Annotated in this window: 30 protein-coding genes; 14 read left to right on the forward strand and 16 right to left on the reverse strand. The window is 70.5% G+C overall.

Annotated elements, in window-relative coordinates; all coding sequences use genetic code 11:
- The first annotated feature begins 288 nt into the window (after positions 1-288).
- Positions 289-984: a hypothetical protein gene (locus HUW46_RS45370; protein ID WP_215544805.1), complete on the forward strand. Its 696-nt coding sequence runs from the start codon at positions 289-291 to the stop codon at positions 982-984.
- A 33-nt stretch (positions 985-1017) separates the two neighbouring features.
- Here the strand turns inward: HUW46_RS45370 and rpsR are convergent, their stop codons facing one another.
- The 4 genes from rpsR to rpmB are packed head-to-tail and all read right to left on the reverse strand — an operon-like array spanning position 1018 to position 1968.
- Complete coding sequence (rpsR, locus tag HUW46_RS45375; protein WP_215544806.1) at positions 1018-1266, reverse strand: 30S ribosomal protein S18; 249 nt, start codon at positions 1264-1266, stop codon at positions 1018-1020.
- The gene (rpsN, locus tag HUW46_RS45380) at positions 1263-1568 is read right to left on the reverse strand and encodes a 30S ribosomal protein S14 (RefSeq protein ID WP_215544807.1); all 306 of its coding nucleotides are present in this window, start codon (positions 1566-1568) and stop codon (positions 1263-1265) included. Before rpsN ends, rpsR begins: the two co-directional genes overlap by 4 nt.
- Positions 1568-1732, reverse strand: a complete 165-nt coding sequence (gene rpmG, locus HUW46_RS45385) for a 50S ribosomal protein L33 (protein ID WP_215544808.1) — start codon at positions 1730-1732, stop codon at positions 1568-1570. The genes rpsN and rpmG overlap by 1 nt, the downstream gene beginning before the upstream one ends.
- Positions 1732-1968 carry a 50S ribosomal protein L28 gene (rpmB, locus tag HUW46_RS45390; RefSeq protein ID WP_215550501.1) on the reverse strand — a complete coding sequence of 79 codons (237 nt, stop codon included), beginning with the start codon at positions 1966-1968 and terminating at the stop codon, positions 1732-1734. The genes rpmG and rpmB overlap by 1 nt, the downstream gene beginning before the upstream one ends.
- A 120-nt stretch (positions 1969-2088) precedes the next feature.
- Between rpmB and mrf the strand changes: the two genes are divergently transcribed.
- The 4 genes from mrf to HUW46_RS45410 are packed head-to-tail and all read left to right on the forward strand — an operon-like array spanning position 2089 to position 4854.
- The gene (gene mrf, locus HUW46_RS45395) at positions 2089-3360 is read left to right on the forward strand and encodes a ribosome hibernation factor-recruiting GTPase MRF (protein WP_215544809.1); all 1272 of its coding nucleotides are present in this window, start codon (positions 2089-2091) and stop codon (positions 3358-3360) included.
- Entirely contained in the window at positions 3357-3614 is a 258-nt protein-coding gene (locus tag HUW46_RS45400) for a type B 50S ribosomal protein L31 (protein ID WP_215544810.1), read from the forward strand. Before mrf ends, HUW46_RS45400 begins: the two co-directional genes overlap by 4 nt.
- A complete protein-coding gene (rpmF, locus tag HUW46_RS45405) occupies positions 3614-3772 on the forward strand; it encodes a 50S ribosomal protein L32 (RefSeq protein WP_215544811.1) in 159 nt (52 codons plus the stop codon). Before HUW46_RS45400 ends, rpmF begins: the two co-directional genes overlap by 1 nt.
- Entirely contained in the window at positions 3769-4854 is a 1086-nt protein-coding gene (locus HUW46_RS45410; RefSeq protein ID WP_215544812.1) for a GTP-binding protein, read from the forward strand. The genes rpmF and HUW46_RS45410 overlap by 4 nt, the downstream gene beginning before the upstream one ends.
- Before the next feature lie 212 nt (positions 4855-5066).
- On the opposite strand, the gene HUW46_RS45415 is transcribed toward HUW46_RS45410, so the two are convergent.
- From HUW46_RS45415 to HUW46_RS45445, 7 genes are all read right to left on the reverse strand, one after another.
- Positions 5067-5294 (reverse strand): hypothetical protein, encoded by a 228-nt coding sequence (locus tag HUW46_RS45415; protein WP_215544813.1) that lies wholly within the window; start codon positions 5292-5294, stop codon positions 5067-5069.
- 202 nt (positions 5295-5496) lie between these two features.
- A complete protein-coding gene (locus HUW46_RS45420; protein ID WP_215544814.1) occupies positions 5497-5793 on the reverse strand; it encodes a hypothetical protein in 297 nt (98 codons plus the stop codon).
- 131 nt (positions 5794-5924) lie between these two features.
- Positions 5925-7226, reverse strand: coding sequence for an MFS transporter (locus tag HUW46_RS45425; protein ID WP_215544815.1), 1302 nt, complete (start codon positions 7224-7226; stop codon positions 5925-5927).
- A gap of 30 nt (positions 7227-7256) precedes the next feature.
- The gene (locus HUW46_RS45430; protein WP_215544816.1) at positions 7257-8231 is read right to left on the reverse strand and encodes a sphingomyelin phosphodiesterase; all 975 of its coding nucleotides are present in this window, start codon (positions 8229-8231) and stop codon (positions 7257-7259) included.
- Complete coding sequence (locus tag HUW46_RS45435; protein WP_215544817.1) at positions 8228-10249, reverse strand: neutral/alkaline ceramidase; 2022 nt, start codon at positions 10247-10249, stop codon at positions 8228-8230. Before HUW46_RS45435 ends, HUW46_RS45430 begins: the two co-directional genes overlap by 4 nt.
- Positions 10250-10356: 107 nt before the next feature.
- Complete coding sequence (locus HUW46_RS45440; protein ID WP_215544818.1) at positions 10357-11382, reverse strand: LLM class F420-dependent oxidoreductase; 1026 nt, start codon at positions 11380-11382, stop codon at positions 10357-10359.
- A 9-nt stretch (positions 11383-11391) separates the two neighbouring features.
- Positions 11392-12345: an oxygenase MpaB family protein gene (locus tag HUW46_RS45445; RefSeq protein WP_215544819.1), complete on the reverse strand. Its 954-nt coding sequence runs from the start codon at positions 12343-12345 to the stop codon at positions 11392-11394.
- Between the two features lie 80 nt (positions 12346-12425).
- On the opposite strand from HUW46_RS45445, the gene HUW46_RS45450 reads away from it, so the two are divergent.
- Entirely contained in the window at positions 12426-13040 is a 615-nt protein-coding gene (locus HUW46_RS45450; protein ID WP_215544820.1) for a TetR/AcrR family transcriptional regulator, read from the forward strand.
- Here the strand turns inward: HUW46_RS45450 and HUW46_RS45455 are convergent.
- Entirely contained in the window at positions 13037-13450 is a 414-nt protein-coding gene (locus HUW46_RS45455) for a MerR family transcriptional regulator (RefSeq protein ID WP_215544821.1), read from the reverse strand. The genes HUW46_RS45450 and HUW46_RS45455 overlap by 4 nt on opposite strands.
- A gap of 53 nt (positions 13451-13503) precedes the next feature.
- Between HUW46_RS45455 and HUW46_RS45460 the strand changes: the two genes are divergently transcribed.
- Positions 13504-14442: an SDR family NAD(P)-dependent oxidoreductase gene (locus HUW46_RS45460; protein ID WP_215544822.1), complete on the forward strand. Its 939-nt coding sequence runs from the start codon at positions 13504-13506 to the stop codon at positions 14440-14442.
- Positions 14443-14517: 75 nt separating this feature from the next.
- Here HUW46_RS45460 and HUW46_RS45465 read toward each other — a convergent pair whose 3' ends face one another.
- Positions 14518-14934: a VOC family protein gene (locus HUW46_RS45465; protein WP_215544823.1), complete on the reverse strand. Its 417-nt coding sequence runs from the start codon at positions 14932-14934 to the stop codon at positions 14518-14520.
- 184 nt (positions 14935-15118) lie between these two features.
- Here HUW46_RS45465 and HUW46_RS45470 point away from each other — a divergent pair, with 184 nt between their 5' ends.
- The 3 genes from HUW46_RS45470 to HUW46_RS45480 are packed head-to-tail and all read left to right on the forward strand — an operon-like array spanning position 15119 to position 17041.
- Positions 15119-15832: a TetR/AcrR family transcriptional regulator gene (locus tag HUW46_RS45470; RefSeq protein WP_215544824.1), complete on the forward strand. Its 714-nt coding sequence runs from the start codon at positions 15119-15121 to the stop codon at positions 15830-15832.
- A gap of 28 nt (positions 15833-15860) precedes the next feature.
- A complete protein-coding gene (locus tag HUW46_RS45475) occupies positions 15861-16631 on the forward strand; it encodes an IclR family transcriptional regulator (RefSeq protein WP_215544825.1) in 771 nt (256 codons plus the stop codon).
- 26 nt (positions 16632-16657) lie between these two features.
- Complete coding sequence (locus HUW46_RS45480; protein WP_215544826.1) at positions 16658-17041, forward strand: hypothetical protein; 384 nt, start codon at positions 16658-16660, stop codon at positions 17039-17041.
- A gap of 7 nt (positions 17042-17048) precedes the next feature.
- Here the strand turns inward: HUW46_RS45480 and HUW46_RS45485 are convergent, their stop codons facing one another.
- From HUW46_RS45485 to HUW46_RS45495, 3 genes are all read right to left on the reverse strand, one after another.
- Positions 17049-17777 (reverse strand): SDR family oxidoreductase, encoded by a 729-nt coding sequence (locus tag HUW46_RS45485; protein ID WP_254125592.1) that lies wholly within the window; start codon positions 17775-17777, stop codon positions 17049-17051.
- Positions 17774-18631 (reverse strand): oxidoreductase, encoded by an 858-nt coding sequence (locus tag HUW46_RS45490; RefSeq protein ID WP_215544827.1) that lies wholly within the window; start codon positions 18629-18631, stop codon positions 17774-17776. The genes HUW46_RS45485 and HUW46_RS45490 overlap by 4 nt, the downstream gene beginning before the upstream one ends.
- 82 nt (positions 18632-18713) lie before the next feature.
- Positions 18714-19571, reverse strand: coding sequence for a helix-turn-helix domain-containing protein (locus HUW46_RS45495; protein WP_215544828.1), 858 nt, complete (start codon positions 19569-19571; stop codon positions 18714-18716).
- 201 nt (positions 19572-19772) lie between these two features.
- Here HUW46_RS45495 and HUW46_RS45500 point away from each other — a divergent pair, with 201 nt between their 5' ends.
- From HUW46_RS45500 to HUW46_RS45515, 4 genes are read left to right on the forward strand one after another with little or no spacing between them, the layout of a single operon-like run.
- Complete coding sequence (locus HUW46_RS45500; RefSeq protein WP_215544829.1) at positions 19773-20636, forward strand: TetR/AcrR family transcriptional regulator; 864 nt, start codon at positions 19773-19775, stop codon at positions 20634-20636.
- Positions 20637-20652: 16 nt separating this feature from the next.
- The gene (locus HUW46_RS45505; RefSeq protein ID WP_215544830.1) at positions 20653-21555 is read left to right on the forward strand and encodes a 3-keto-5-aminohexanoate cleavage protein; all 903 of its coding nucleotides are present in this window, start codon (positions 20653-20655) and stop codon (positions 21553-21555) included.
- Positions 21539-22492 (forward strand): 3-hydroxyacyl-CoA dehydrogenase NAD-binding domain-containing protein, encoded by a 954-nt coding sequence (locus HUW46_RS45510; RefSeq protein WP_215544831.1) that lies wholly within the window; start codon positions 21539-21541, stop codon positions 22490-22492. Before HUW46_RS45505 ends, HUW46_RS45510 begins: the two co-directional genes overlap by 17 nt.
- A complete protein-coding gene (locus HUW46_RS45515; RefSeq protein WP_215544832.1) occupies positions 22485-22919 on the forward strand; it encodes a thioesterase family protein in 435 nt (144 codons plus the stop codon). Before HUW46_RS45510 ends, HUW46_RS45515 begins: the two co-directional genes overlap by 8 nt.
- Positions 22920-22925 lie beyond the last annotated feature (6 nt).

A 22925-nucleotide genomic window follows, 5' to 3' on the forward strand; every position in this document is an offset into this window, starting at 1 on the left:
GCCCCGAAGGTGGCCTTCGGGGCGCTCAGGTCCCCGAAAGCCACCTTCGCGGCATCACCAGTTCCCCGCCGAGACAGCAGAAGCCCATACCAGAGCGAAGTTCGCGGCCCTGGAATCGCTGAACGGCACCCCTTGACATCTATAGGAGCATCCTTCGGGGCACGGGCACGGATCGCCCAAACATCCAGCGGAACATCCATCCCTCGGGGCCGCGGCAGGCACGGCCACCTCTTTCTGGCCGCGATGCGGTTGAATGGGGTATTCGTTCCGCTGACTGGGGAGTCGCGCGTGTCGCCGGATCATCTCGCCGGGCTTGTCCTGCTCGTACTCGGTGCCACCGTCACCGGCACCGACCTGCTGGCACCGGTGTCCGGCCCGTGGTTGCGGTTCGACGCGGGCGAAAAGCTCGCGCTGAACGCGGGGGACGTCTTCGATGTGGTCCCGACGCCGGACGGCACCGCGCGCCGGTACGAGCCGAGCGCGGTCGGTGACGCGATCCGGTGCGCTGCCACGGGAATCGTGCTCGCGGCCACCGGTGCCGTCGTGCTGGTGCGCGGCCTCTCCGAAGGCGCCGTCGACCCGCGACACCACACACGCGGGCCGGCGATCGGCGTGGTCGTCACGGCGTTGTGCTGCCTCGTTCCGATCGCCGTCGGCGCCGTCATCCGGTTCGTCCGCGACCTCGTCGGTTCCACCGCGACGCGCGGGATCGCGGTGGAGGTCGTGGCAATTCCGTTCGGACAGAGCCCCCGGTACCGGCCGCTCGTCCGATACCGGCACGGCGAGCACGAGCGGCTGGTGTGGGCCACCAGGCGGATGGCCCGCATCGAGCTCGGCGACCCGGTCTCCGTCCAGGTCACCGCGCGCCCGCCGTACACCGCCGTCCCCGACACGGCCGGTGCGGTGGTGCTCCGGCTCGTCCTCGTCGCGGGCGGCCTGACCGGGTTGATTTCGCTCGGCTGGGTGTGGACCCACCTCGGTTGAGGGCGGGACGCCCCGCGGACGTCCCGCCCTGGGTTACCGGCCCGCGTTGGGGTAGGGCAACAGCGCCATCTCGCGTGCGTTCTTGATCGCGGTGGCGACCTGTTTTTGCTGCTGCGGCGTCAATCCGGTGACGCGGCGCGCCCTGATCTTGCCGCGGTCGGAGATGAACTTGCGCAGCAGGTCGGCGTCCTTCCAGTCGACCTCGGTGATCTTGTTGGCGTGCAGGAGGTTCGTCTTGCGCTTGCCGGGCCGGTCGCGCTGGGGTTTGGGCACGGCGCTCACCAGCTCGACTTCGTGAGGCCGGGCAGTTCCCCGTTGTGCGCCATCTGCCGCAGCCGCACCCGGGACACGCCGAACTTGCGCAGGTAACCGCGCGGCCTGCCGTCCGCGGTGTCGCGGTTGCGGAGCCGGGTCGGGCTCGCGTCGCGCGGCATCGCCTGCAACGCCGACACCGCGGCCGCCCGTTCGTCCACAGTGGACTCCGGTGAGGCGATGACGGCCTTGAGCTCCGCCCTGCGTTCGGCGTGCCTGGCGACGACGACGCGCCGCTGCCGGTCCTTCGCGATCTTCGACTTCTTCGCCATCAGCGGTCCTCCTTGAACTCGACGTGCCTGCGCACCACCGGGTCGTACTTGCGCAGCACCATGCGGTCGGGGTCGTTGCGCCGGTTCTTCCTGGTGACGTAGGTGAACCCGGTCCCCGCGGTGGACCGCAGCTTGACGATCGGCCTGATCTCGTTGCGCGCCATCAGATCTTCACGCCCTTCGCGCGCAGCTCGGCCGCGATCGCCTCGATGCCGCGCTTGTCGATGGTCTTGATCCCCTTCGCCGACACGCGCAGCCGGATCCACCGGTTCTCGCTCGGCAGCCAGAACCGGCGCTGCTGCAGGTTCGGCTCCCATCGGCGGGACGTGCGTTTGTGCGAATGCGACACCTGCTTGCCGTAGCCGGGCTTGCGCCCGGTGACCTGGCACACGGCGGACACCGCCACCTCCTTGTTGTTGCGGTCCGACACACTTGGTGTTGATAGTCGTTTTCATTTACTCTACACAGCCGACCCACCCGCGACCCGCGGGCCCGCCCGGCCCGCCTCTGGAGCGTTTCCGTGACCGACGACCCCCGCGTGCCCCTCACCGTCCTGTCCGGACTGGCACCCGGCCCCAGCACCGCGCTCGCCGACGCACTCCACCTCGGTGACGCGCGCACCGCCGTGGTGCACCACGACCTCCGCCGGATCGGCGACGGCGTGGTCCGCAGGCGGCTGCGGCTCGGCCCGCGAGACCAGCTGACCGCGCTCGAACTGGCGCACGGCTGCGTGTCCTGCACCCTGCGCGAGGACCTGTTGCCGCTGCTGCGCAAGCTCGCGCGGATGCCCGAGGTCGACCGGATCGTGCTCCACCTCGACGAGGCCATGGAACCGGAGCCGGTGAGCTGGGCGATCGAGAACGTGCTCGTCGGCGATCGGCCGGTGAGCGAGGACGTGGCGATCGAAGCGGTGGTGACCGTGCTCGACACCGCGCGGTGGCTCGCCGACGCCACCGGCGACGAGACCCTCGACGAGCGCGGCCTGATCGCGAGCCCCGAGGACGAGCGGACGGTCGCGCAGGTCCTGCTCTCCCAGGCCGAGTTCGCCGACGTGCTGGTGCTCGCCGGGGTGCCGGCGGACGGGTGGAGCGCGGCGAAGACGGACGCGGTGCTGACGCGCCTCGCCCCGGCCGCCGCCAGGATCGAACTGTCCATATTGGACCCCCGGGGCGCCGGAGTGGCGGCGGCGCTGCGGGCCGCGGTCCCCTCCGGCGCGCGCCGCGGGCGGGTCACCGACATGCACGGCCCGCTGCTCACCGGTGAGCCGCCGCTGCACCCCGACTGCGGGGTCGCGCTCTTCACCTTCACCGCGACGCGGCCCTTCCACCCCGGCCGCCTGCACGACGCGATCGACGTGCTGCTCGACGGCGTGGTCCGCACCAGGGGCAGGCTCTGGGTGGCCAGCCAGCCCGATATCGCGTTCTACCTCGAATCGGCGGGCGGCGGGCTCGGCATCGGGCACGCCGGGCCGTGGCTCGCCTCGCCGGACGGCCCCGCGTGGGACCAGGTCTCCCCCGAGCGCCGCACGCTCGCGTCGCTGCGCTGGGACCCGGTGCACGGCGACCGGGCGCAGGAGATCGTCGTGCTCACCGACCGCGCGACCCCGGAGGAGATCGAGGCCGCGCTCGGCGGCGCGCTGCTGACCGACGAGGAACTCGCCGACGGCCCGTCGGCGTGGCGCGCTTATCCCGATCCCTTCGGCGAGTGGCACGAAGAACCGTGTGACGACACCGAAGTTCCCGACAACACCGCCGCCGCACAGGCGCAGAACCGGAAGGACGACCGCAAGTGAAGCCCGGCATCCACCCCGACTACCACCCCGTGGTGTTCAAGGACACCGCGACCGGGGACGCGTTCCTGACCCGCTCCACCATCACCTCCGAGCGCACCATCGAATGGTCCGACGGGGCGACCTACCCGCTCGTGCTCGTCGACATCAGCTCGTGGTCGCACCCGTTCTGGACCGGCACGCGCCGGATCATGGACAGCGAGGGCCAGGTCGAGAAGTTCCACCGCCGCTACGGCAAGCGGGGAGGTGCGCGCTGATGGCCGTCCCCAAGCGCAAGAAGTCCCGCGCCAACACGCGTTCGCGCCGCGCTCAGTGGAAGGCGGCCGCGCCGGACCTGGTACCGATCAAAGTGGACGGTGAAGAGAAACTGGTGCCGCGCAAGCTGATCAAGCACTTCCAGCGGCTCGAGCGGTGAGCGCGCTTCCCGTCACGGTGCTTTCGGGGTTCCTCGGCTCCGGCAAGACGACGCTGCTGAACCACCTGCTGGCGAACCGGGCTGGCCTGCGGGTCGCGGTGATCGTCAACGACATGAGCGAGGTGAACATCGACGCCGCGCTCGTGCGCGACGGGACCAGCCTGTCGCGCACCGAGGAACGCCTCGTCGAGCTGACCAACGGGTGCATCTGCTGCACCCTGCGGGACGATCTGCTCGACGAGGTGGGCAGGCTGTGCCGCGACGGCCGGTTCGACTACCTGCTGATCGAGTCGAGCGGGATCTCCGAGCCGATGCCGGTGGCGGCGACGTTCACGTTCCTGGACGGGCTCGCCCGGCTCGACACCATGGTGACCGTGGTCGACGCGGTGAACTTCGCGCGCGAACTGGACCGCGGCGACAGCCTCGTCGAACGCGGGCTGGACCAGTACGCCGGTGACGAGCGCACGATCAGCGACCTGCTCGTGGACCAGGTCGAGTTCGCCGATGTGCTGCTGCTCAACAAGACCGACCTCGTCGCCGCGCCCGAGCTGGCCAGGATCGAGGCGGTGCTGCGGCGGCTGAACGCGGGCGCGGAGGTGATCCGCACGAGCCACGGCAGGGTCGCTCCGGAGCGGGTCCTCGACACCGGGCGCTACGACCTCGAACGCGCGCAGCAGGCGCCGGGCTGGGTCGCGGAACTGAACGGGGACCGCGTCCCGGAGACCGAGGAGTACGGCATCTCGAGTGTCGTCTTCCGCGCGGCGGCGCCGTTCCACCCCGGTCGGCTGTGGACCTTCGTCACCGAGCGGCTCGATTCCGGCGACTTCGGGGATGTGGTGCGCGCCAAGGGTTTCTTCACCCTCGCCACGCGACCGGACGTGGTGGGCCTGTGGTCGCAGGCCGGTTCGGTGGTGCGGTTCGAACCGCAGGGCGGCGGGCCGGGCTCGCAGGAACTGGTGTTCATCGGCACCGGGCTCCGGCACGCGGCACTCACCGAAGCGCTGTCGCGGTGCCTGCTCGGGGACGGCGAAACCGCGCTCGACGACCCGTTCCCGGAATGGGACGTGCTGCACGTCCACTGAGGACGGTCACCCGGCTCGGGTCAGCCCGAGCCGGGCGCCGCGCGGCGCCCGGACACGGCTTCTCGCGGCTCGTTCTTCGGACACGCCAGCCGACGAGATCGCCCGTGCCGCCCCCTGCGCAGGCTCGCTGGGTGGTTCCGGGTCCGATGCCGGCTCCGGGGCAAGAACTCCAACCGGGGCGAAGACCAGGAGGCGACACCGGGTTCGGGTTGTCAACACTGCGCGGCGCGCGCCGCCGGTTTTTTCGAAGCGGCTTCGGTGCTGGAAGACCGGATCTGTGCGGTGCACAGCTCACCCGACGCCGTCATCAAGGCCGCGCATACAGCGAAGACCGCGAGCCACCCCAGATGTTCCTGTCCGGCAACGGCGGCAAGCACGGCGAGGAGCGCCGCGCAGGACTTCGCGGCCACTCCCGCCGCCTTCTTCCACCAGGTCGCCACGAAGACATCGTTGCACGAGCTTGGTTCGCGCTCATCAGCATCCAGCGGAACCCGGGCCCGACACCGCATGCGGCCGCGGCGCCGCGTCCAGGTACTCGGGTTCGCGCCCGGAATTGTCGGTGGCGCGCGGTAGCGTTGAATCAAGGGCTCCCCTTGCCGGGCGAAAGACATTCACGTTCGACAAGAGGGCAGGCGGAGCGGCTCAGTGCTCGTCGTAGTGCCCGTCGTGCTCGGCGTGGCGGTGGCCGTCGTGCAGGTAGTCGACGTGATCGCCGTGCGGCACCGCGACGTGCCCGCAGCCGTGCCCGTGCGCGTGCTGGTGTTCGTCGTGCGGCTGGTGGCCTTCGGGTTCGCACTCGTCGAAGTGGCCGTCGTGCTCGCGGTGCAGGTGTCCGTCGTGGACGTAGTCGACGTGGCCCTGGTGCGGGACCGCGACGTGCCCGCACCCCGGACCGTGTTCGTGGGTGTGGCCTTCGTGCTGGGTGTGTGCGCTGGTCATGGGCGGACGCTAACACCGGGCGCGGTGCGCGGCCCGGCGAAGCGTCACCCGTTCGTGCCGTGCCGCATTTCGTCGGCGACGGTGCACAGGCCGAACCGCGCACCGTCCGAAGTGGACGGCCTCGTCGGCACTCACGTACGGTCGAGCACCGACTTGCGCAGCAAGGGAATCCCGAGCGCCACGAGTACCGCGGGCAGTACCGAGAAGCCGACCAGGATCGCGGTGATCGCGCTGCCGGGTTGGGCCGCGTTCGCGTCGGTGCTCGACACGTAGTCGCCCGCCGCGAGGATCTGGCCGAAGATGCCGCCGCCGAGCGCGAGGCCGAGCGTGTCGCCCGCGGTCCAGATCCCGGCCGCGATGCCCGCCCTGCGCTCACCGGTGCGCTTTTCCTCGTCCTCGATGAGGTCCGGCAGGATCGCGAGCGGGAACACCTGGACCCCGCCGTAGCCCACGCCGACGAGCGCCGCGACGAGCAGGGTCACCCACAGCGGCAGCACTTTCGCGCCGAGCAGGCACAACAGCGCGACAGACAGCACGATCGACGCCGCGCGGAAGCCGGCGACCTTGCCCCAGCGCGCGCCGATCCTCGGCCACACCGGCATCATCAGCAGCGCGGGCCCGACCACGGCGGCGAACAGCAGCGACTTGGCCGACTCGTCGCCGATGATGTACTTCGCCGCGTAGCTGACCCCGGCCAGCACGATGCTGATCCCGAGCGACTGGACGAAGTACAGGCCGAGCAGCCACCGGAACGACCGCCAGCTCCGCATGGTGGCCCACAGCTCGGAGAACCGGGTGGTCTGCGGCCGTTCCGCGCCCACCGGGGCGCCGCGCGTGCCGAGGAAGACCGCGATCGTGCCGCCGATCATGAGCACCGCCACGACGATGCCCATCACGCGGTAGCCCGCGACGCCGCCGATCCCGGTGGTGATCAGCGGCGCGACCCCGCCGGAGAACAGGATCGCGACCGCGAGCACGCCGATCCGCCAGCTGGTCAGCCTGGTGCGTTCGTCGTAGTTGCCGGTGATCTCGGCGGGGAGCGCGTTGAACGGCACCTGGAAGAAGGCGAACGCGGTGGCGCACAGGAAGAACGCCACCACCACGTAGATCCCGTCCGCGGTGCTGTTCGCGAAACCGGGGTAGGCGAAGATCGCCGCGAACAGGACCGCGACGCCGATCCCGCCGCCGAGGATGAACCGCCGCCTGCTCCCCGTCTTCGCCAGATCGGAGTCCGACATCCGGCCCGCGAACGGGTTGAACAGCACGTCCCACACCTTGGGCACGAACACGATGGCGCCGGCCACCCCGCTCGCGACGCCGAGGGTGTCGGTGAGGTACGGCAGCAGCAGGAGCCCCGGGACGGTCCCGAACGGGCCGGTGACCAGCGAGCCGAGCGAGTAGCCCAACCGTGTCCTCGTCGGAAGCGCGGTCAAAAGTCCTCCTCGGCGTGGGCGGGCAGCCCCTTAGTAGTGGATTTCCGCCACCACCGGGTAGTGATCCGAGGGAATCGTGCCATCGCTGTAATGCACCAGCCGTACCGGGCCGACCGCGACGGCGGGGCGCCCGCTCCCCCGCACCGTGCCGAGGTAGTCGAGCGAGTCCCGGTAGGTGGCCGGGACGGACTTCGCGGCGAGCGGGTTGGTCTTCGCGTCGAACGAGAACTGGCCCGGCCCGGCGGTGCGCACCGTGCCGTCGAGCGCGGCCTCGCCCTGTTCCGCCTGGGTGCGGCCGAGCCCGTCGCGGCGGTCGCGCCCCGCCCAGTACTCGATGTTCAGGTCACCGCCGACGAGCACCGGCTCCGTGCGCGGCACGTACTTCGCGACGAGCGCGCGCAGTTCGGCGAGCTGGGCCATCCGGATTTCGTGCGCCTTCGGCAGGGTGCCCGGTGCTTCGTCGGCCTGCAGGTGCGTCCCGGCCACCCACAGCGGGCGCCCGCCGACGACGAGCCTGGCGAGCGCGGCGCCCTTGTTCGACAGGTAGTCCGCGGTGCCGGGGTACGAGTGCTCGTACACGAGCTGGTGCTGCTCGGTGATCGGGTGCTTGCTCAGCACGGTCACCCCACCGTTGACGACCACCGGCGAGTTCGAGCAGTTCCCGTCCACCGTCGTCCAGCCCGGCGAGGTGTCGCAGCGCTGGCCGACGAGCGGGGTCTGGTGCGGCCACCGGTCGGCCAGCCGGGCGCGCAGGGCTTCGGCCTGCGCGCTGAACGCCTCTTCGAGCACCAGCACGTCCGGGTCGGCCGTCCTGATCACGTCCTCGGCCGCGTGCGCGCGCTTGTCCTTGTCCGCGGTGCCCGGCGCCGCGATCCACGGCAGCTGGTAGGCGTTGAACGCCATCACGGTGGTGGCGCCCGCCCCCTCGGCGAGCGCCACCGGGACCGCCGGGGCCGCCGAGGCCGCCAGCACCGCCGCCACGACAACGCCGATCCGCCACCTCATGAGACGACGAAAGCGCGCGACGTGCCGGAAAAGGCGGTGATACGGCCGTTCCACCCGCTCTTCCAGTCTCCGAAGTGGACGATCCGGTACTTGCCGATCGGGGTGTCCGGCGGTACCTGCCAGCTCAAGGTCGCGATGGACGCCGAAACCCCGTCGCGGGCCCACTGGTACCGGGTGGCCCAGTCGCCGTCGTCGGCGTACCGGGACCACTTCCCGTCGAGAAGCCGCTGCACCTCGAGGAAGGTGCCGCCGCGGCGCGGGTTGTTCTTCGGGTGCCCGGTGGAGAACGCGACGGTGACCCGTTCGCCGCGGCGGTAGGTGCTCTTCGCGTCGGTGAGCACGTCCCCGAAGGACTTGAACAGTTGCGGCGAGTCGAACACCACGCCGGGCTGGAAGTTGACGAGCTTGCCGCGCAGATCCCTCGGCACCGGCCCGTGCGGCACCGCCGCGCCCGTGCGCATCGCCGCCGCCAGCTTCGCGAACTCCTGCTGGTAGGCGGGAAGCGTGTACCGCCCGAACAACGTCGACGCGCCCTCGTACTGCTGCGAGTCGTACTCCTCCGGCGTGGTGACGTACTGGCTGTAGGCGTTCGAATATCCTTGCATCAGCACGTTTTCCACCGGCACGCCCAGTTCCGCGGCCACCGTGCGCCGGATCCGCAGGCCGGCGACGATGGTGAACTCGGCTGGCCCCGCGACGAGGTGGAACTGTCCGATCCGGACGATCTGCAGCGGCAGCACCTCGGGCGCCCACGGGTACGGTTTCATCGCGCCGAAGGGCACCGCGATCGGCTTGGGCGCCTGCGCGCCGGCGAGCGCGGCCGGGATCGGCGCGTCGATCCCGCCGAGCCAGTCGATGAACGGGTTCTTCACGCCCTCCGGCAACGGGAGTCCCGGTCCGTCCTCCGTGCTGCCAGCCAGCATCGACACCCCGATCGCCGCGGTGGCCGTGCGGTGCGGCTCACCGTCCGGGGTGTACTTCGCCTCGACGTCCACAGTGGACATGTCCACATAGCACATCCGGTGGTCGAGCGGGCCGCGCACGGTTTCGGCCGCGCCGTCGAAAGCGGTCTTCGCCGCGCGGAACTGGCGCTCGCCGATGATCCTGGTGTTCTCCACCTCGTCGGTCGTCGGCCCGGTGCCCGGCTTGAGGTCCAGGTTCGGGGACATGTCACCGGAGTTCGTCTGGGCGAAGCAGGCGACGAACCCCGGCGGGCCGTCGAGGTAGCGGACCCCGGCGTGGTCGTGCTCCCAGGTGTAGGCGGCGTAGCCCTTGTTGTCCGAGCTGATCAGCTTGTTGCCGTTGGTCATCGAGGTGCCGTGCGTGGCGAACCAGGTGATCGCGCCGACGTCCGCGCCGGCATGGGAGAACCGCAGCACGGTCACCGCGGGATCGATCGACAGCGGGAAGTGGTCCTTGTCCGCCTGGGGGTTCAGCTCGAACGCGGTGCGCGAGCGGTTGACGCTGGCGTCGGTCAGCTCGGCTCGTCCGATGTGGATGGTGCCGGGCGCGAGCCGTTCGTGCGCCTGGGAAATCGCCGCCACGATCCCGTCCACGACGCCGTCGTAGACCTGCTCCTGGAAGCCGAGGATGGACAGGTCGTATGCGGCGTAGTGCGAGTCGCCGCCGCACGCCGAATGCGTGTGGGTGGCGTTGAGCAGCACGTTCCGCTCGGTGTAGAGGTCGCCGTACTTCGCCGCGAGCGCCCGCAGCACGCCCTGGTGCACCGACTGGAACAACGCGCCCAGTTCCGCGGTGACGAAGGCGATCCGGGTGCTCCCGTCGGCGATCACGAACGCCCGCGCCCGCGTCCGCAGGTGGATGCCCGCGGTCTGCTGCTGCGGCATCGAGTAGCCCATCATGCCGTTCTCCGCCGCGGGCCCGGTGACGTCGGCGATGCCGCAGCCCACCAGGTAGCCGGACTCGGCCGCCGCGTTCGCAGTCCCAGCGCCGAGCGCGCTCAGCGCGAGCGGGGCGGCCGCGGCCCCGGCCAGTACGTTCCTCCGGCTCACCGGCATGCCAACCTCCGCAACATGAACTGATTTCACGTTCACTGTGCCGCGAAGGCTACGTGACCCGCTTCACGCTGCCAACCCCTCGAACGGGGGGTCGGCAGCGAAAGCGCTCAGGACAGGATTTCGGCGACCGCCGTCAGGGTGCGCGTGTCCCCGCGCAGCAGCAGGGAGGTGATCACGGTTTCCTCCCACGCGGCCAGCTCGTCCTTGATCTTCGCGGCGGGCCCGATCAGCGCGGTGTCCTCGACGAGGCTGGTCGGGATGGCCGCGACCGCGTCCTTCTTGTGCCCGGCCAGGTACAGCTCCTGCACGCGGTGCGCGGTCTCCTCGTAGCCGAGCCGGACGAACAGGTCGAAGTGGAAGTTGGCCTGCTTGGCGCCCATCCCGCCGATGTAGAGCGCGAGCGAAGGCCGGATGAAGTCCGCGGCCTCCTCCACGTCGTCGCGCAGGATCACCGGGATCGAGGCGGGCACCTCGAAGTCCTCCAGCATGTGCCGCGCGCCGGGCCGCGCGAAGCCCTCCGCCAGCGCCTTGCGGTAGAACGCGTCGCTCTTCGGCGAGAAGAACATCGGCAGCCAGCCGTCGCAGATCTCGGCAGCCAGCGCGACGTTCTTCGGCCCCTCGGCGGCGAGGTGGATCGGCAGGTCCGCGCGCAGCGGGTGGACGGTCGGCTTGAGCGGTTTGCCGAGCCCGGCGCCGCCGCGGTGCGGGAGCTGGAAGAACTCGCCGTCCAGCGTCACCGGCGCCTCGCGCGCGAACACCTGGCGCAGGATGTCGACGTACTCGCGGGTGCGGGCGAGCGGGCGCGGGTACGGCTGGCCGTACCAGCCCTCGACCACCTGCGGGCCCGACGCGCCGATGCCCAGCACGAAGCGGCCACCGGAGAGGTAGTCGAGCGTGAGCGCGCTCATCGCGGTCGCGGTGGGCGTGCGCGCGGCCATCTGCACGATGTCGGTGCCGAGGCGGATCCTGCTCGTCGAGGCACCCCACCAGGCGAGCGGCGTGAACGCGTCGGAACCGTAGGCCTCCGCCGTCCACACCGAGTCGAAGCCGAGCCGCTCGACCTCCTTGACCGTGTCCAGCGCGCCGGGCGGCGGGCCCGCGGACCAGTAGCCGAGGTGGTAGCCGAGTTTCATGCTGCTCCTCTACTCGTGCGGCGAATAGTGCGTCGGGCTGTCCCGTTCCGCCAACGGCGGCAGGTTCCGCTGTGGAGTGTGCACCAGCGGCGCGTCCGGCGGGAGTGCGCCGCGCACGCGCCGCCAGCCCGCCCGCGCCCGCGGGTGGTAGCGGCGGTCGTGCGGGACGAACCGGAACACCGCGTTGACCGCCTTGCCGAACAGGCGGTGCCGCATCTCGTCGAACGCGGTCCAGCGGTAGCCGAGCAGCTCGCGCACCGGCTCGTCGTAGAGGCCAACGGTGAGCCACACGAAGTTGCGCGCCACCAGTATGCGCACCCGGCGCCACACGAAATCCGGGAGCCACGGCAGGAACGGCGGTTTCGCGATTTCCCCGATTTCGAGCACGTCCCGCGTGGCTTTGTTGTCCTCCAACACGTTCTCGCACATGTGCGTCCAGTACGTCAGGAAGTCCTCCCAGGTCTCCGGCACCGGGCGCATGCTCATGCGGTACATCCGGTACCACTGGACGTGTTCGTCGAACAGCTTGCGCTTCTCGGCCTCGCCGATGCCGCCCATGAAGTTGTCCGCGATCAGGATCGTGCTCACGAAGAACGTGGCGTGCGCCCAGTAGAACGTGTCCGGGTCGAGCGCGTGATATCGCCTGCCCTTGGCATCGACGCCTTTGATCGTGTCGTGGTACCCGCGCACTTCGAGCGCGGTCTGCGCGGCGCGCGGGCCGTCGTAGAGGACGCCGCCGATCGGGTAGAGCGACCGGAACAGGCGCTGCCACCGCTCGTTGAAGAACTTCGAATGCTGCTCGACACCCGCGCCGAGCCCGGGATGCATGTTCTGCATCGACCCTGCCCACAGCGCGATCAGCAGCCCGCGCCAGTCGCCGAAGTACTTCCAGGTCAGCGAGTCGGGCCCGAGCGGCTCCGGTTCGGCGCGGCGCTCGGTGTCCCTCGTGCTCAGCTCGGTCATCAGCGACCTTCCCTCAACTGACTACGACTGTTGTCAGGTTAGGATTGACAACGACCGTAGTCAACAGAGGGATCCCGCACATGCCGACCGGAGGCCGCACCTGGGGCGGCACCACGCTCGACGACCGCAAGGCGACCCGCCGCGAGCAGCTCATCGAGGCCGCGCTCGACCTGCTCGGCACCGAGGGCAGCACTGCGGTCAGCGTCCGCGCGGTGTGCCGCCGCGCGAAACTGACCGAGCGGTACTTCTACGAGAGCTTCGCCGACCGCGAGGAACTGGTGCTCGCGGTGTACGAATCCGTCGGCGAGAAAGCACGCAAGGCGCTCGTGAACGCCGTGACGACGGCGGCGCCCTCCGACGAGCGGGCGAAGGCGAAGGCCGCGGTGCACGCGTTCGTCGAGCTGATCGTCGACGATCCTCGCCGGGGAAGGGTGCTCCTGCTGGCACCGCTGACCGATCCCGCGCTGAGCGCGCGCGGCGTCGCGATGCTGCCCGCGTTCACCGAACTGGTGCGCGCGCAACTGTCCGAAAAGGTCGGTGCGCAGGACCGCGAACTCACCGCGATCGCACTCGTCGGCGCGTTGACCAACCTGTTCGTCGCCTATCTCAACGGGACGGTCTCGGTCTCGCGCGAGCGGCTCGTCGCGCATTGCGTCCGCTTGGTACTCGGCGCCAACGCGATGCACTCCGGCTAGGACGCGGCCGTCGGCGCCCACACTCCGGCGGCGGTTCCATTGTGGACGTGCTCACGGTAGGCGGCGACCTTGCCGCGAATGATGCCGAGGCTCGCTTGCAGGTCCGCGATCCTGGCTTCGACGGCGCGCTCGTGCTCTTCCAGCAGCGCCAGCCGTTCCGGTTCGTTCCCCGGTCCACTTCGGACCAGTCCGGCGAACTCCTTGATGGTCGCGATCGGCATCCCGGAATCGCGGAACCGGGTGCACAGCACGAGCCAGTCGACGTCGGCGGGATCGTAGACGCGCTGTCCGCCCGCGGTGCGCGGGATCTCACGGAGAAACAGGTTCTCGCGTTCGAAGAAGCGCAGCGCGTGCACGCTGAGCCCGGTCGTCTCGGCGACCTCCCCGATGGACAGCCCGTTCTTCGCCATATCGCCGACCATACCTTGACCTAGACAACGCTCTAGCTCTTAGCGTCGCACTCATGACAGCGAACACGACAGGGGAACAGCGCCGGATCGGCAGCGGCTTCGGCGCGCACAGCACGGCGGCCGAGGTGCTCGACGGGATCGACCTCACCGGCAAGACCACGTTGGTCACCGGCGGATATTCGGGGCTGGGGCTGGAAACCGCGCGCGCACTGACCGCGGCGGGCGCTCGGGTGCTCGTGCCCGCGCGCCGGGTCGCCGTCGCGCAGGAGTCCGTCGGGGACCTCGCGGACGTGCGCGAACTCGACCTCGCCGATCTCGCCAGTGTGCGGGCCTTCGCCGACCGGGTCCTCGACGACGGGACGGCGCTCGACATCGTCATCGCGGGCGCCGGGATCATGGCCTGTCCCGAAACGCGGGTCGGACCGGGCTGGGAAGCGCAGTTCGCCGTGAACCACCTCGGCCACTTCGCCCTCGTCAACCGGCTTCGCCCGGCGCTGACGGCGAACGCGCGCGTGGTGTCGGTCGCCTCGTCGGGGCACTTCCTGTCCGGTATCCGGTGGACCGACCCGCAGTTCCGGACCGGGTACGACCGATGGCTGGCGTACGCGCAGTCCAAGACGGCGAACGCGTTGTTCGCGGTCCGGCTCGACGCGCTCGGGGTGCGGTCGTTCGCCGTACACCCGGGAAGCATCCTGACTCCGCTGCAACGGCACGTGCCGCGCGAGGAGCAGATCGCGCAGGGCTGGTTCGGGCCGGACGGCGGACCGGCGCCGGGGTTCAAGACCCCGGAACAGGGCGCCGCGACGGCGGTGTGGGCGGCGACCTCTCCCCTGCTCGACGGCATCGGGGGTCGGTACTGCCAGGATTGCGACCTCGCCGAACCCGCCACCACCGACGACATGCTCGTCGGCGGGGTCAAGCCGTGGGCGGTCGACCCCGCCGACGCGGCGCGGCTGTGGGACCTTTCGGCCGAACTCACCGGCGTCGGCTGACCCGCAGGCTTCTCCGTCTTCGAGGACTTGCCGGACAGGGACGCCCGGTCGACAGTCCCGTGTGGACGCTGACCGTCACTCGCCCGCGTAGCTGCTGAAGGTCCAGACCTGGCCTTCCGGATCAGCGCAGGAGTATTCCCGGACCCCCGCCGGGGAGTCGTGCACCGGGTTCAGGATCCGTGCCCCGGCGGCCGCAGCCCGAGCCTCGTGTTCCTCGAGCGCGCCGTCGGGCACCCACACGCACAACGACTGGCTGGTGCCGCCCAGCACGAGCGGGGTGTGCATGCCGTAGCGATCGGCTTCCTGCTCCCTGCTGAGGAAGATCAGGTCGGCGCCGGCCCGGACTTGGGCATGCTCCACTCCACCGTCCGCGGCGTCGACCACGAAATGCGACTCGAACCCGAAAGCCTCTGTGAGGAACGCGATCGCGGCCTTCGGATCGGCATACCGGACGTTGGGGTACACGGTTTGCCGCGGTGGCGTGTCGACCATGCGGGTCAGGCTACAACGCGTGAGCGCGGTTCAGGACGACTTCGCGCGTCCGAAGTGGCCGATCAACTCACTGGCCGGTCGAGGGGAAGGCGGGTACTCGCCGCCGGTGCCCGCTTCCCCCGCTCGGCGAACCTCACCGCCTCCTCGCGACGAACTTAGTTCGTGCCCAGGTATCGTGGCCCGCATGCCTGCTGATCCCCGACAGCGCCGCACCGCCCGCCACGCACAGCCTCCCGCGCCGTCCGCCCCCGCCGCGCCGCGGAAGGCGCCCATCACACCCGAGCGGATCACCGACGCCGCACTGGAAGTCGTCGCCACCGAAGGGTACGACGCGCTGACGATCCGCCGGGTCTCCGCCGTGCTCGGCACCGGACCGTCCTCGCTGTACGCGCACATCGTCAACAAGGACGACCTCGACGATCTGCTCATCGGCAGGCTCTTCACCGGAATCGACCTGCCCGAACCGGATCCCGCCTCGTGGCGGGAACAGGTCCTCGGCGTCTACGCCCAGATCCGCGACCAGTACCTGGAATACCCCGGCGTGGCCCGCGCCGCGCTGGCCACGGTCCCGACCAATCTCGAAACGCTGCGGGTCGGCGAAGGGATACTGGCGATCCTGCTCGCCGGAGGCATCGCGCCGCGGACCGCCGCATGGGCGCGCGACGCGATGACGCTCTACGTCAGCGCCTACACCCTGGAACGGTCGCTCGTCGAACGACGGCGGCAGCACGACGAGCACGACTGGGTCCTCAGCCGCGAAGAACTCGTCACCAGGCTCGGCGCCCTGCCCGCCGACCGCTTCCCGCACACCAGGGAGCACGCGGCGGAGCTGACCTCCGGCACCGGGCACGACCGGTTCGACTTCGCGCTCGCCCTGATGCTCGACAACCTCGCCTGACCCACCGGCGATGGTGCACACTCGGGTCATGTGTCCCGCACAGCGGAACGACGACGGGCAGCTCACCGCCAGGGTCGCCGCGCTGCTGACCGCGTTCTCCCCCGGTGACGACTCGCTCGGCATCTCCGAACTCGCCCGCCGCAGCGGGATCCCGAAATCGAGCGTGCACCGGCTCGTCGGCCACCTCACCGCCGAGGGCCTGCTCGAACGCGACGGCACCGCGATCAGGCTCGGGCTCCGGCTGTTCGAGATCGGGCAGCTCGCGGTGCGCCAGCGCGGGCTGGTCGACGCCGCGCGCCCGTACCTGGCGGATCTGCGCGAGGCCACCCGCAACACGGTGCACCTCGCCGTGCTCGAAGGCACCGAGGTCGTCTACCTCGACGTGCTCGGCGGCCCCGACGCCCCGGCGCTGCCCTCGCGCATCGGCGGGCGCTTTCCCGCGCACGCCACCGGTGTCGGCAAGGCGCTGCTCGCACACGCGCCCGAGTCCACTGTGGACACCGTGCTCGCCGCGGGGCTGCCCCGCGTCGGCCCGCGCACGATCACCGCCCCCGGCCTGTTCCGCAAACAGCTCACGAAGATCAGATCGGACGGGATCGCCTACGAGCGCGAAGAATCCCGCGCCGGCGTGATCTGCGCGGCGAGCCCATTGCTGAACCACGCGGGCACCGCGGTCGCCGCGATCTCGATCACCGGGTGGAGCACCCGGATGCGCGCCGACCGGGTGGCCCCCGCCGTCCGCACCGCTGCGCTCGCGCTGTCGAGGACCCTGTTCGCCCGGCCGGAACCGCTAGACTGAGGCATCCGGGTTCGAGGGGGCTTGTCATGCCGTTGTCCGCCAAGGTCCGCGACCGCTGCCGCGCGTACCTCAAACCGGGCGAGGAGATCCGCTACCTCTTCCCCGGCACCTCGGTGCGGATCGGCGGGATCCCCGGCATGGTCCCGTTCCTCGTCGCGGTCACCGACGGCGGGATCGCGGTGCTCGGCTGCCGCGGCCGGTTCCGGCGGCACCGCCCGAATTCGGTGTTCGACCGGCTCCCCCGCGACACCCGGCTCGGCCCCGTGGACACCGAGGGCTCGCTCGGCCCCACGGTGGAAATCGGCGACGTCCTGCTGGAGATCGACGAGGAGTACGTCCCGGTGATCCGGGCCGCCGACCTGGAACTGGCTGGCGAGAACCTCCCGCGCGATCCGCTCCCCGATCTCTGAATCGACCTCAGCGCTGCCTGGTCGGCCTGACCACGAGTTCGTTCACGTCCACATCGGCCGGTTGCGCGAGCGCGTAGGAAACGGCGCCCGCGATGGCGTCGGCCGGGATCGCCGCCGCGCGGTAGGCGCGCATCGCCTCCTTCGCGCCGGCCTCGGTGATCGTGTCGGCGAGTTCCGATTCGACGACACCGGGGGAAACCGTGGTGACGCGGATGCCGGGATCGGCTTCCCGGCGCAGCCCCTCGGTGATCGCCCACGCCGCGTACTTCGTGCCGCAGTACACCGCGGCGGTCGGCACCACCTCGTGCGCGCCGGTCGAGGCGACGGTGACGAAGTGCCCGGTTCCCTGCCGCCGGAACCAGGGCAGCGCGGCTGCGATCCCGTGCAGCAGCCCGCGGATGTTGACGTCGATCATCCGGTCCCACTCCGCCACCAGCAGTGAGTCCAAACGCGACAGCGGCATCACGCCCGCGTTGTTGACGATCGCGTCGACCCTGCCGTGCTCGGCCGCGGCGGCGTCGACGAACGCCCCGACGTCGTCGCGGTCGGTGACGTCGAGACGACGCGCGTAGGCGACCCCGCCGTCCCGCCGGATCGTTTCCGCGAGTGCGGTGAGCCGGTCTTCCCGGCGCGCACCCAGCACGACGACGTGTCCTTCGCGGGCGAGCCGCACCGCGGTCGCCTGCCCGATGCCGCTGCTCGCACCGGTGATCAGCACGATTTTCGGTGTGGTCACTTGGTTTCCTCCACCGGGTAGTCCGCGCTCAGCGTGACGTCGCGCCAAGCGTCGAAAGCGGTTTTCAACGCGCCAAGGCGCGCGGAGGCGATGTCGTAGGCGGCCTTGCCGAGCAACAGGCGCAGCGGCGGTGCGTCCGATCCGACCGCGGCGACGATCGCCTCCGCCGCGCGTGCCGGGTCGCCCGGCTGGTGCCCGTAGGTGGCGGTGGTCGCCGTGCGCCGCGCGCCCGCGGTCTCGGCGTAGTCGTCGATCCGGACCGGGGACTGCCGCATCGACGGGCCGGACCAGTTGGTGCGGAACGCGGCCGGTTCCACGATCGTCACGCCGATCCCCAGCGGGGCGACCTCGGCGGCGAGCGACTCGGAAAGCCCTTCCACCGCGAACTTCGTGGCGTGGTAGTAGCCGGTGGCGCCGAACGCGGCGAGTCCGCCGAGCGAAGAGACGTTCACGATGTGCCCGGCGCGTCGCGCGCGCATCCCCGGCAGCACCGCGCGCGTGACGTCGACCAGCCCGAAGACGTTGGTGTCGAACAACTTCCGGACCTCTTCGTCCTCCCCTTCCTCGACAGCGGCGAGGTAGCCGTAGCCCGCGTTGTTGATCAGCACGTCGATGCGGCCGTAGGCGTCCTCGGCGCGTTTGACCGCGGCGCGGACCTGTTCGGCGTCGATGACGTCGAGCGCCACCGCGAGTGCCCGATCGCCGTGCGCGCCGACGAGATCGGCGACCTGACCCGGGTCCCGTGCGGTGACCACGGCACGCCAGCCGCGGCCGAGCACGGCCTCGGCCACGGCCCTGCCGAGGCCGGTGGAGCAGCCGGTGATGAACCACACCGGGGTTCCTTCGGTGTTCATGAACGTGTTTTTCCTTTCCTGGTACCGAAAAAGGGCGCGTTTAAGCACCGTGCCGAAAGGACACGGTTCCTTGGGGCGCCGGTTATTCGCGGTGGTTCGGGTGCCGTTCCTCGGGCCGGACGGCCTCGGGAGCGGTGAAGCTGCCCAGCAGGGCGAGTGCCTCTTCCGACGGGCTGCCGGGTTCGGCCTGGTACACGACGAGTTGCTGGCCCGGCGCGCTGTTCACGGTCAACGACTCGTAGTGCAGTGTCAGCTCGCCGACCAGCGGGTGCCGGAACCGCTTGGTTTCGTGTGTTTTCTGCCGGATGTCGTGGCGCGCCCACAGTTCGCGGAACTTCTCGCTCTTCACCGACAGCTCGCCGACGGTTTCGATGAGCTGGGGATCGTCGTGGCCGACGCCGACGGCGGCCCGCAGCCCGGCGACGGTGTTGACGGCGACCCGGTCCCAGTCGGGGTAGAAGTCGCGCGCGCCGTCGTCGAGGAAGACCAGCCGCACGAGGTCACGGCTGTGGGTGTGCCCGTCGAACAGCGCGCCGCCGAGCGCGTTGTGCGCGAGCACGGTGAGGCAGCGGCCGAGCACCACGGCGGGCGTGGCGGGCCAGCCGTCCATCATGCGCAGCAGGTTCGGGCTGACCCGCTCCTCCCGCACGCGCCCGCGGACGGGAGCGGGGCGGGTGAGCTGGTGCAGGTGTGCCACCGCGTCCGCTTCCAGGCGCAGCGTGCGGGCCAGCGCGTCGAGGACCTGCGCCGACGGGTTCCGCTCACGGCCCTGTTCGAGCCGCACGTAGTAGTCGGCGCTCACCCCCGCGAGCATGGCGACCTCCTCCCGGCGCAGGCCGGGCACGCGGCGCCACCCGTCGACCGTGATACCGGCGTCTTCGGGCCGCACCTGCTCACGACGGGCGCGGAGGAACTGCCCGAGGAGGTTCTCGCTGTTCATGGTTCCGACAGTAACTTCGGGCGGGCCCCGACGGCACCGATGAAGGTGGCCGCGGTACTCCCATGATCCCGACACCGCCGACGACGGACTGATCAGACAGTCAACTTCAATCGCAACTTCGCAGGTCAAAGGCTACAACTCCGACCACGCACAGCTTCCGCGTATTGCGATAATCGCAAACCGCGTTTACCGTCCTCAGCCATGACCGCACCGGGCACGCAGCACGACGCACTGCGCGAGCGCGTTCGCGGCCTGATCCGCGCCATGCCGGTCGCGCAGCGGGAGTTCGCCGCGGGTATCGATCTCGACGAGACGAAGTTGTCCAAGGCGCTCAACGGAACCCGGCGGTTCTCGCCCCACGAACTGGTGCGGATCGCCGAATACAGCGGGGTCACCGTCAACTGGCTGCTGCACGGCAGCGACGAGGCGGCCACCGTCACCGCCGTCCCACCGCCCGCGGCGCGCTCGGCGGGGCACCCCGAGGAACCCGAACCGCGGCGCCGGATACTCGAAACGGCGTGGCAGCTCATCGCCGACCGCGGCTACCACAAGGTCCGGATCGCCGACATCGCTCGCGAATGCGGCACCAGCCCGGCCGCCATCCACTACCACTTCCCCACCAAGGCCGACGTGCTCACCGAAGCCTTGCGGCGCAACGTGAAACTCGCGTTCGACCGCCAGGTGGCCGAGCTGCACGCGATCGGCTCCGCGCACGAACGCCTGCTCAAGCTCGTCGAGCTGCAACTGCCCGACGGGCCGGTGCTGCGCGCGGAATGGTCGGTGTGGCTGCAGGTGTGGAACGAAAGCGCGCTCGACCCGAAGATGCGCGAGCTGTACTGGGACGCCTACAACCGCTGGTACCGCACCATCGCGATGACCATCGGGTCGGGGCAGGAGCAGGGCACGTTCGCGCCGGGCGACCCCGACCAGCTCACCGCGCAGCTGACCGCCCTGATCGACGGGCTCGGCATCCAGGTGCTGACCGGGAAACCGGGCAGCTCGGTCGCCACGATGCGCCGCCACCTCCGCGATTTCATCGACCGCGTCATCGTCGACGCCACTTAGTCCACAAAGGAGGATCGTGAAGCAGAACGTGATCGTCACCTGCGCACTCACCGGTGCCGGGGACACGACGCGCAAGAGCGGGTTCGTGCCGATCAGCCCCGGGCAGATCGCCGCCTCCGCCGTCGAGGCGGCGAACGCGGGCGCCGCGGTGGTGCACATCCACGTGCGCGACCTCGACACCGGCCAGGGCTCGCGCGATGTCGCGCTGTACCGGGAAACCGTGCGCCGCGTGCGGGACAGCGGCGTGGACGTCGTGCTCAACCTGACCGCTGGCATGGGCGGCGATCTCGTGCTCGACGACGAGGACCCGCTGAAACCGGTCGACGGCACCGATCTCGTCAACGCGGCGGACCGGCTCCCGCACGTGGAGGAACTGCTGCCGGACATCTGCACGCTCGACTGCGGCTCGCTGAACTTCGGCGAGGGCCACCAGCTCTACGTGTCCACTCCGGACATGCTGCGCGCCGGGGCGAAGCGGATCCAGGAGCTGGGCGTGAAACCCGAGCTGGAGATCTTCGACACCGGCCAGCTCTGGTTCGCCACCAAGCTGATCGAGGAGGGTCTCATCGACGCTCCCCCGCTTTTCCAGCTGTGCATGGGAATCCCGTACGGCGCACCGGCCGATCCGGCGCTGCTGCAAACGATGGTGAAGATGCTGCCCGAGGGCGCGCAGTGGGCGTCGTTCGCGATCGGGCGCGACCAGATGCCGTGGGTCGCGCAGTCCGCGCTGCTCGGCGGGCACGTCAGGGTCGGCCTCGAAGACAACCTGTACCTGAGCAAGGGCGTGAAGGCGACCAACGGCCAGCTCGTCGAACGGGCCGTCACCATCCTGGAAAACCTCGGGGCCACCATCGCCACCCCGGACGAGGCCCGCGCCCAGCTGAACCTGAAGGGAGCCGATCGTGCCACCGCGCGCTGAGGTATCCACAGTGGACACTGTCGCCTGTGTCGGCGCGGGCGTGATCGGCGGCGGCTGGGTGGCGCATTTCCTGGCCAGGGGTTTCCGGGTGCTGGCCTACGACCCGGCTCCCGACGCCGCGGAACGGCTCGCGCGCATCGTCGACGCGGCGTGGCCCGCGCTGACCGCGCTGGGCCTCGCCGAAGGAGCCGGCCGCGACAACCTCACCGTCACCGAGACGCTCGCCGAAGCGGTCGGCGCCGCGGGCTTCGTGCAGGAAAGCGCCCCGGAAAAGCTTGAGCTGAAACGAAAACTGCTCGCCGAGATCGACGCCGCGACCCCGCCCGGGGTGGTCGTCGCCTCGTCCACTTCGGGTTACGCGATGAGCGAGATGCAGGTTTCCGCGGCGACCCCGGAACGGCTCGTGGTCGGCCACCCGTTCAACCCGCCGTACCTGATCCCGCTGGTCGAAGTCGTCGGCGGGCGGCTCACCGAACCGTGGGCGGTCGAGGCGGCCGCGGCGTTCTACCGGCGCGTCGGCAAGTCCGTGATCACCATGACCGACGAGCTGCCCGGCTTCATCGCGAACCGGCTCCAGGAGGCGCTGTGGCGCGAAGCGCTGCACATGGTCGCCAACGGGGAAGCCACCGTCGAACAGATCGACACCGCGATCACCGACGGGCCCGGCCTGCGGTGGCCGGTGCACGGGCCGTGCCTGACCTTCCACCTCGCGGGCGGCGAGGGCGGGATGGCGCATATGCTCGACCACTTCGGACCGTCGCTGAAATCGCCGTGGACCCGGCTGGACGCACCCGAGCTGACCGCCGAACTGCGCGACCGGATGGTCGAGGGGTGCGACGACGAAGCGGGCGGGCGGTCGATCGCCGAGCTGGTCGCCGAACGGGACCGGGCGATCATCGCCGTGCAGCGCGCCGTCGAAGGGGCGCGCGATGCCTGAGGTCCTCGAATACCGCGACACCGTCCGTCCGGAGTGGATCGACTACAACGGACACCTGAGCGAGCCGTTCTACGTGATGGTGTTCGGGTTCGCCACCGACCACCTGATGGCGGCGACCGGGATGGGCGAGACCTACCGCGCGGAAACCGGCTGCTCGCTCTACACCGTCGAAGCGCACGTCCGGTACCTGAAGGAGGTCGGGCCGGACGCGGACCTGCTCGTCACCACCACCGTGCTTTCGGTGGGGGCGAAGAAGGTCCGGCTCTGCCACGAGCTCGTGGTCGGCGGCGAAGTGGTGGCGACGGAGGAACTGCTCGCGGTGCACGTCGCCGAGGCCCGCGCGGCGCCCTTCCCGGACGCGGTCGCCGACCGGCTGCGCGACCACCTGGCGCCCGCCCCCGGCTACGCGGGGCGTGCCATCTCCTGATCCCCC

The organism is Amycolatopsis sp. CA-230715 (genome assembly GCF_018736145.1).
GTDB lineage: Bacteria > Actinomycetota > Actinomycetes > Mycobacteriales > Pseudonocardiaceae > Amycolatopsis.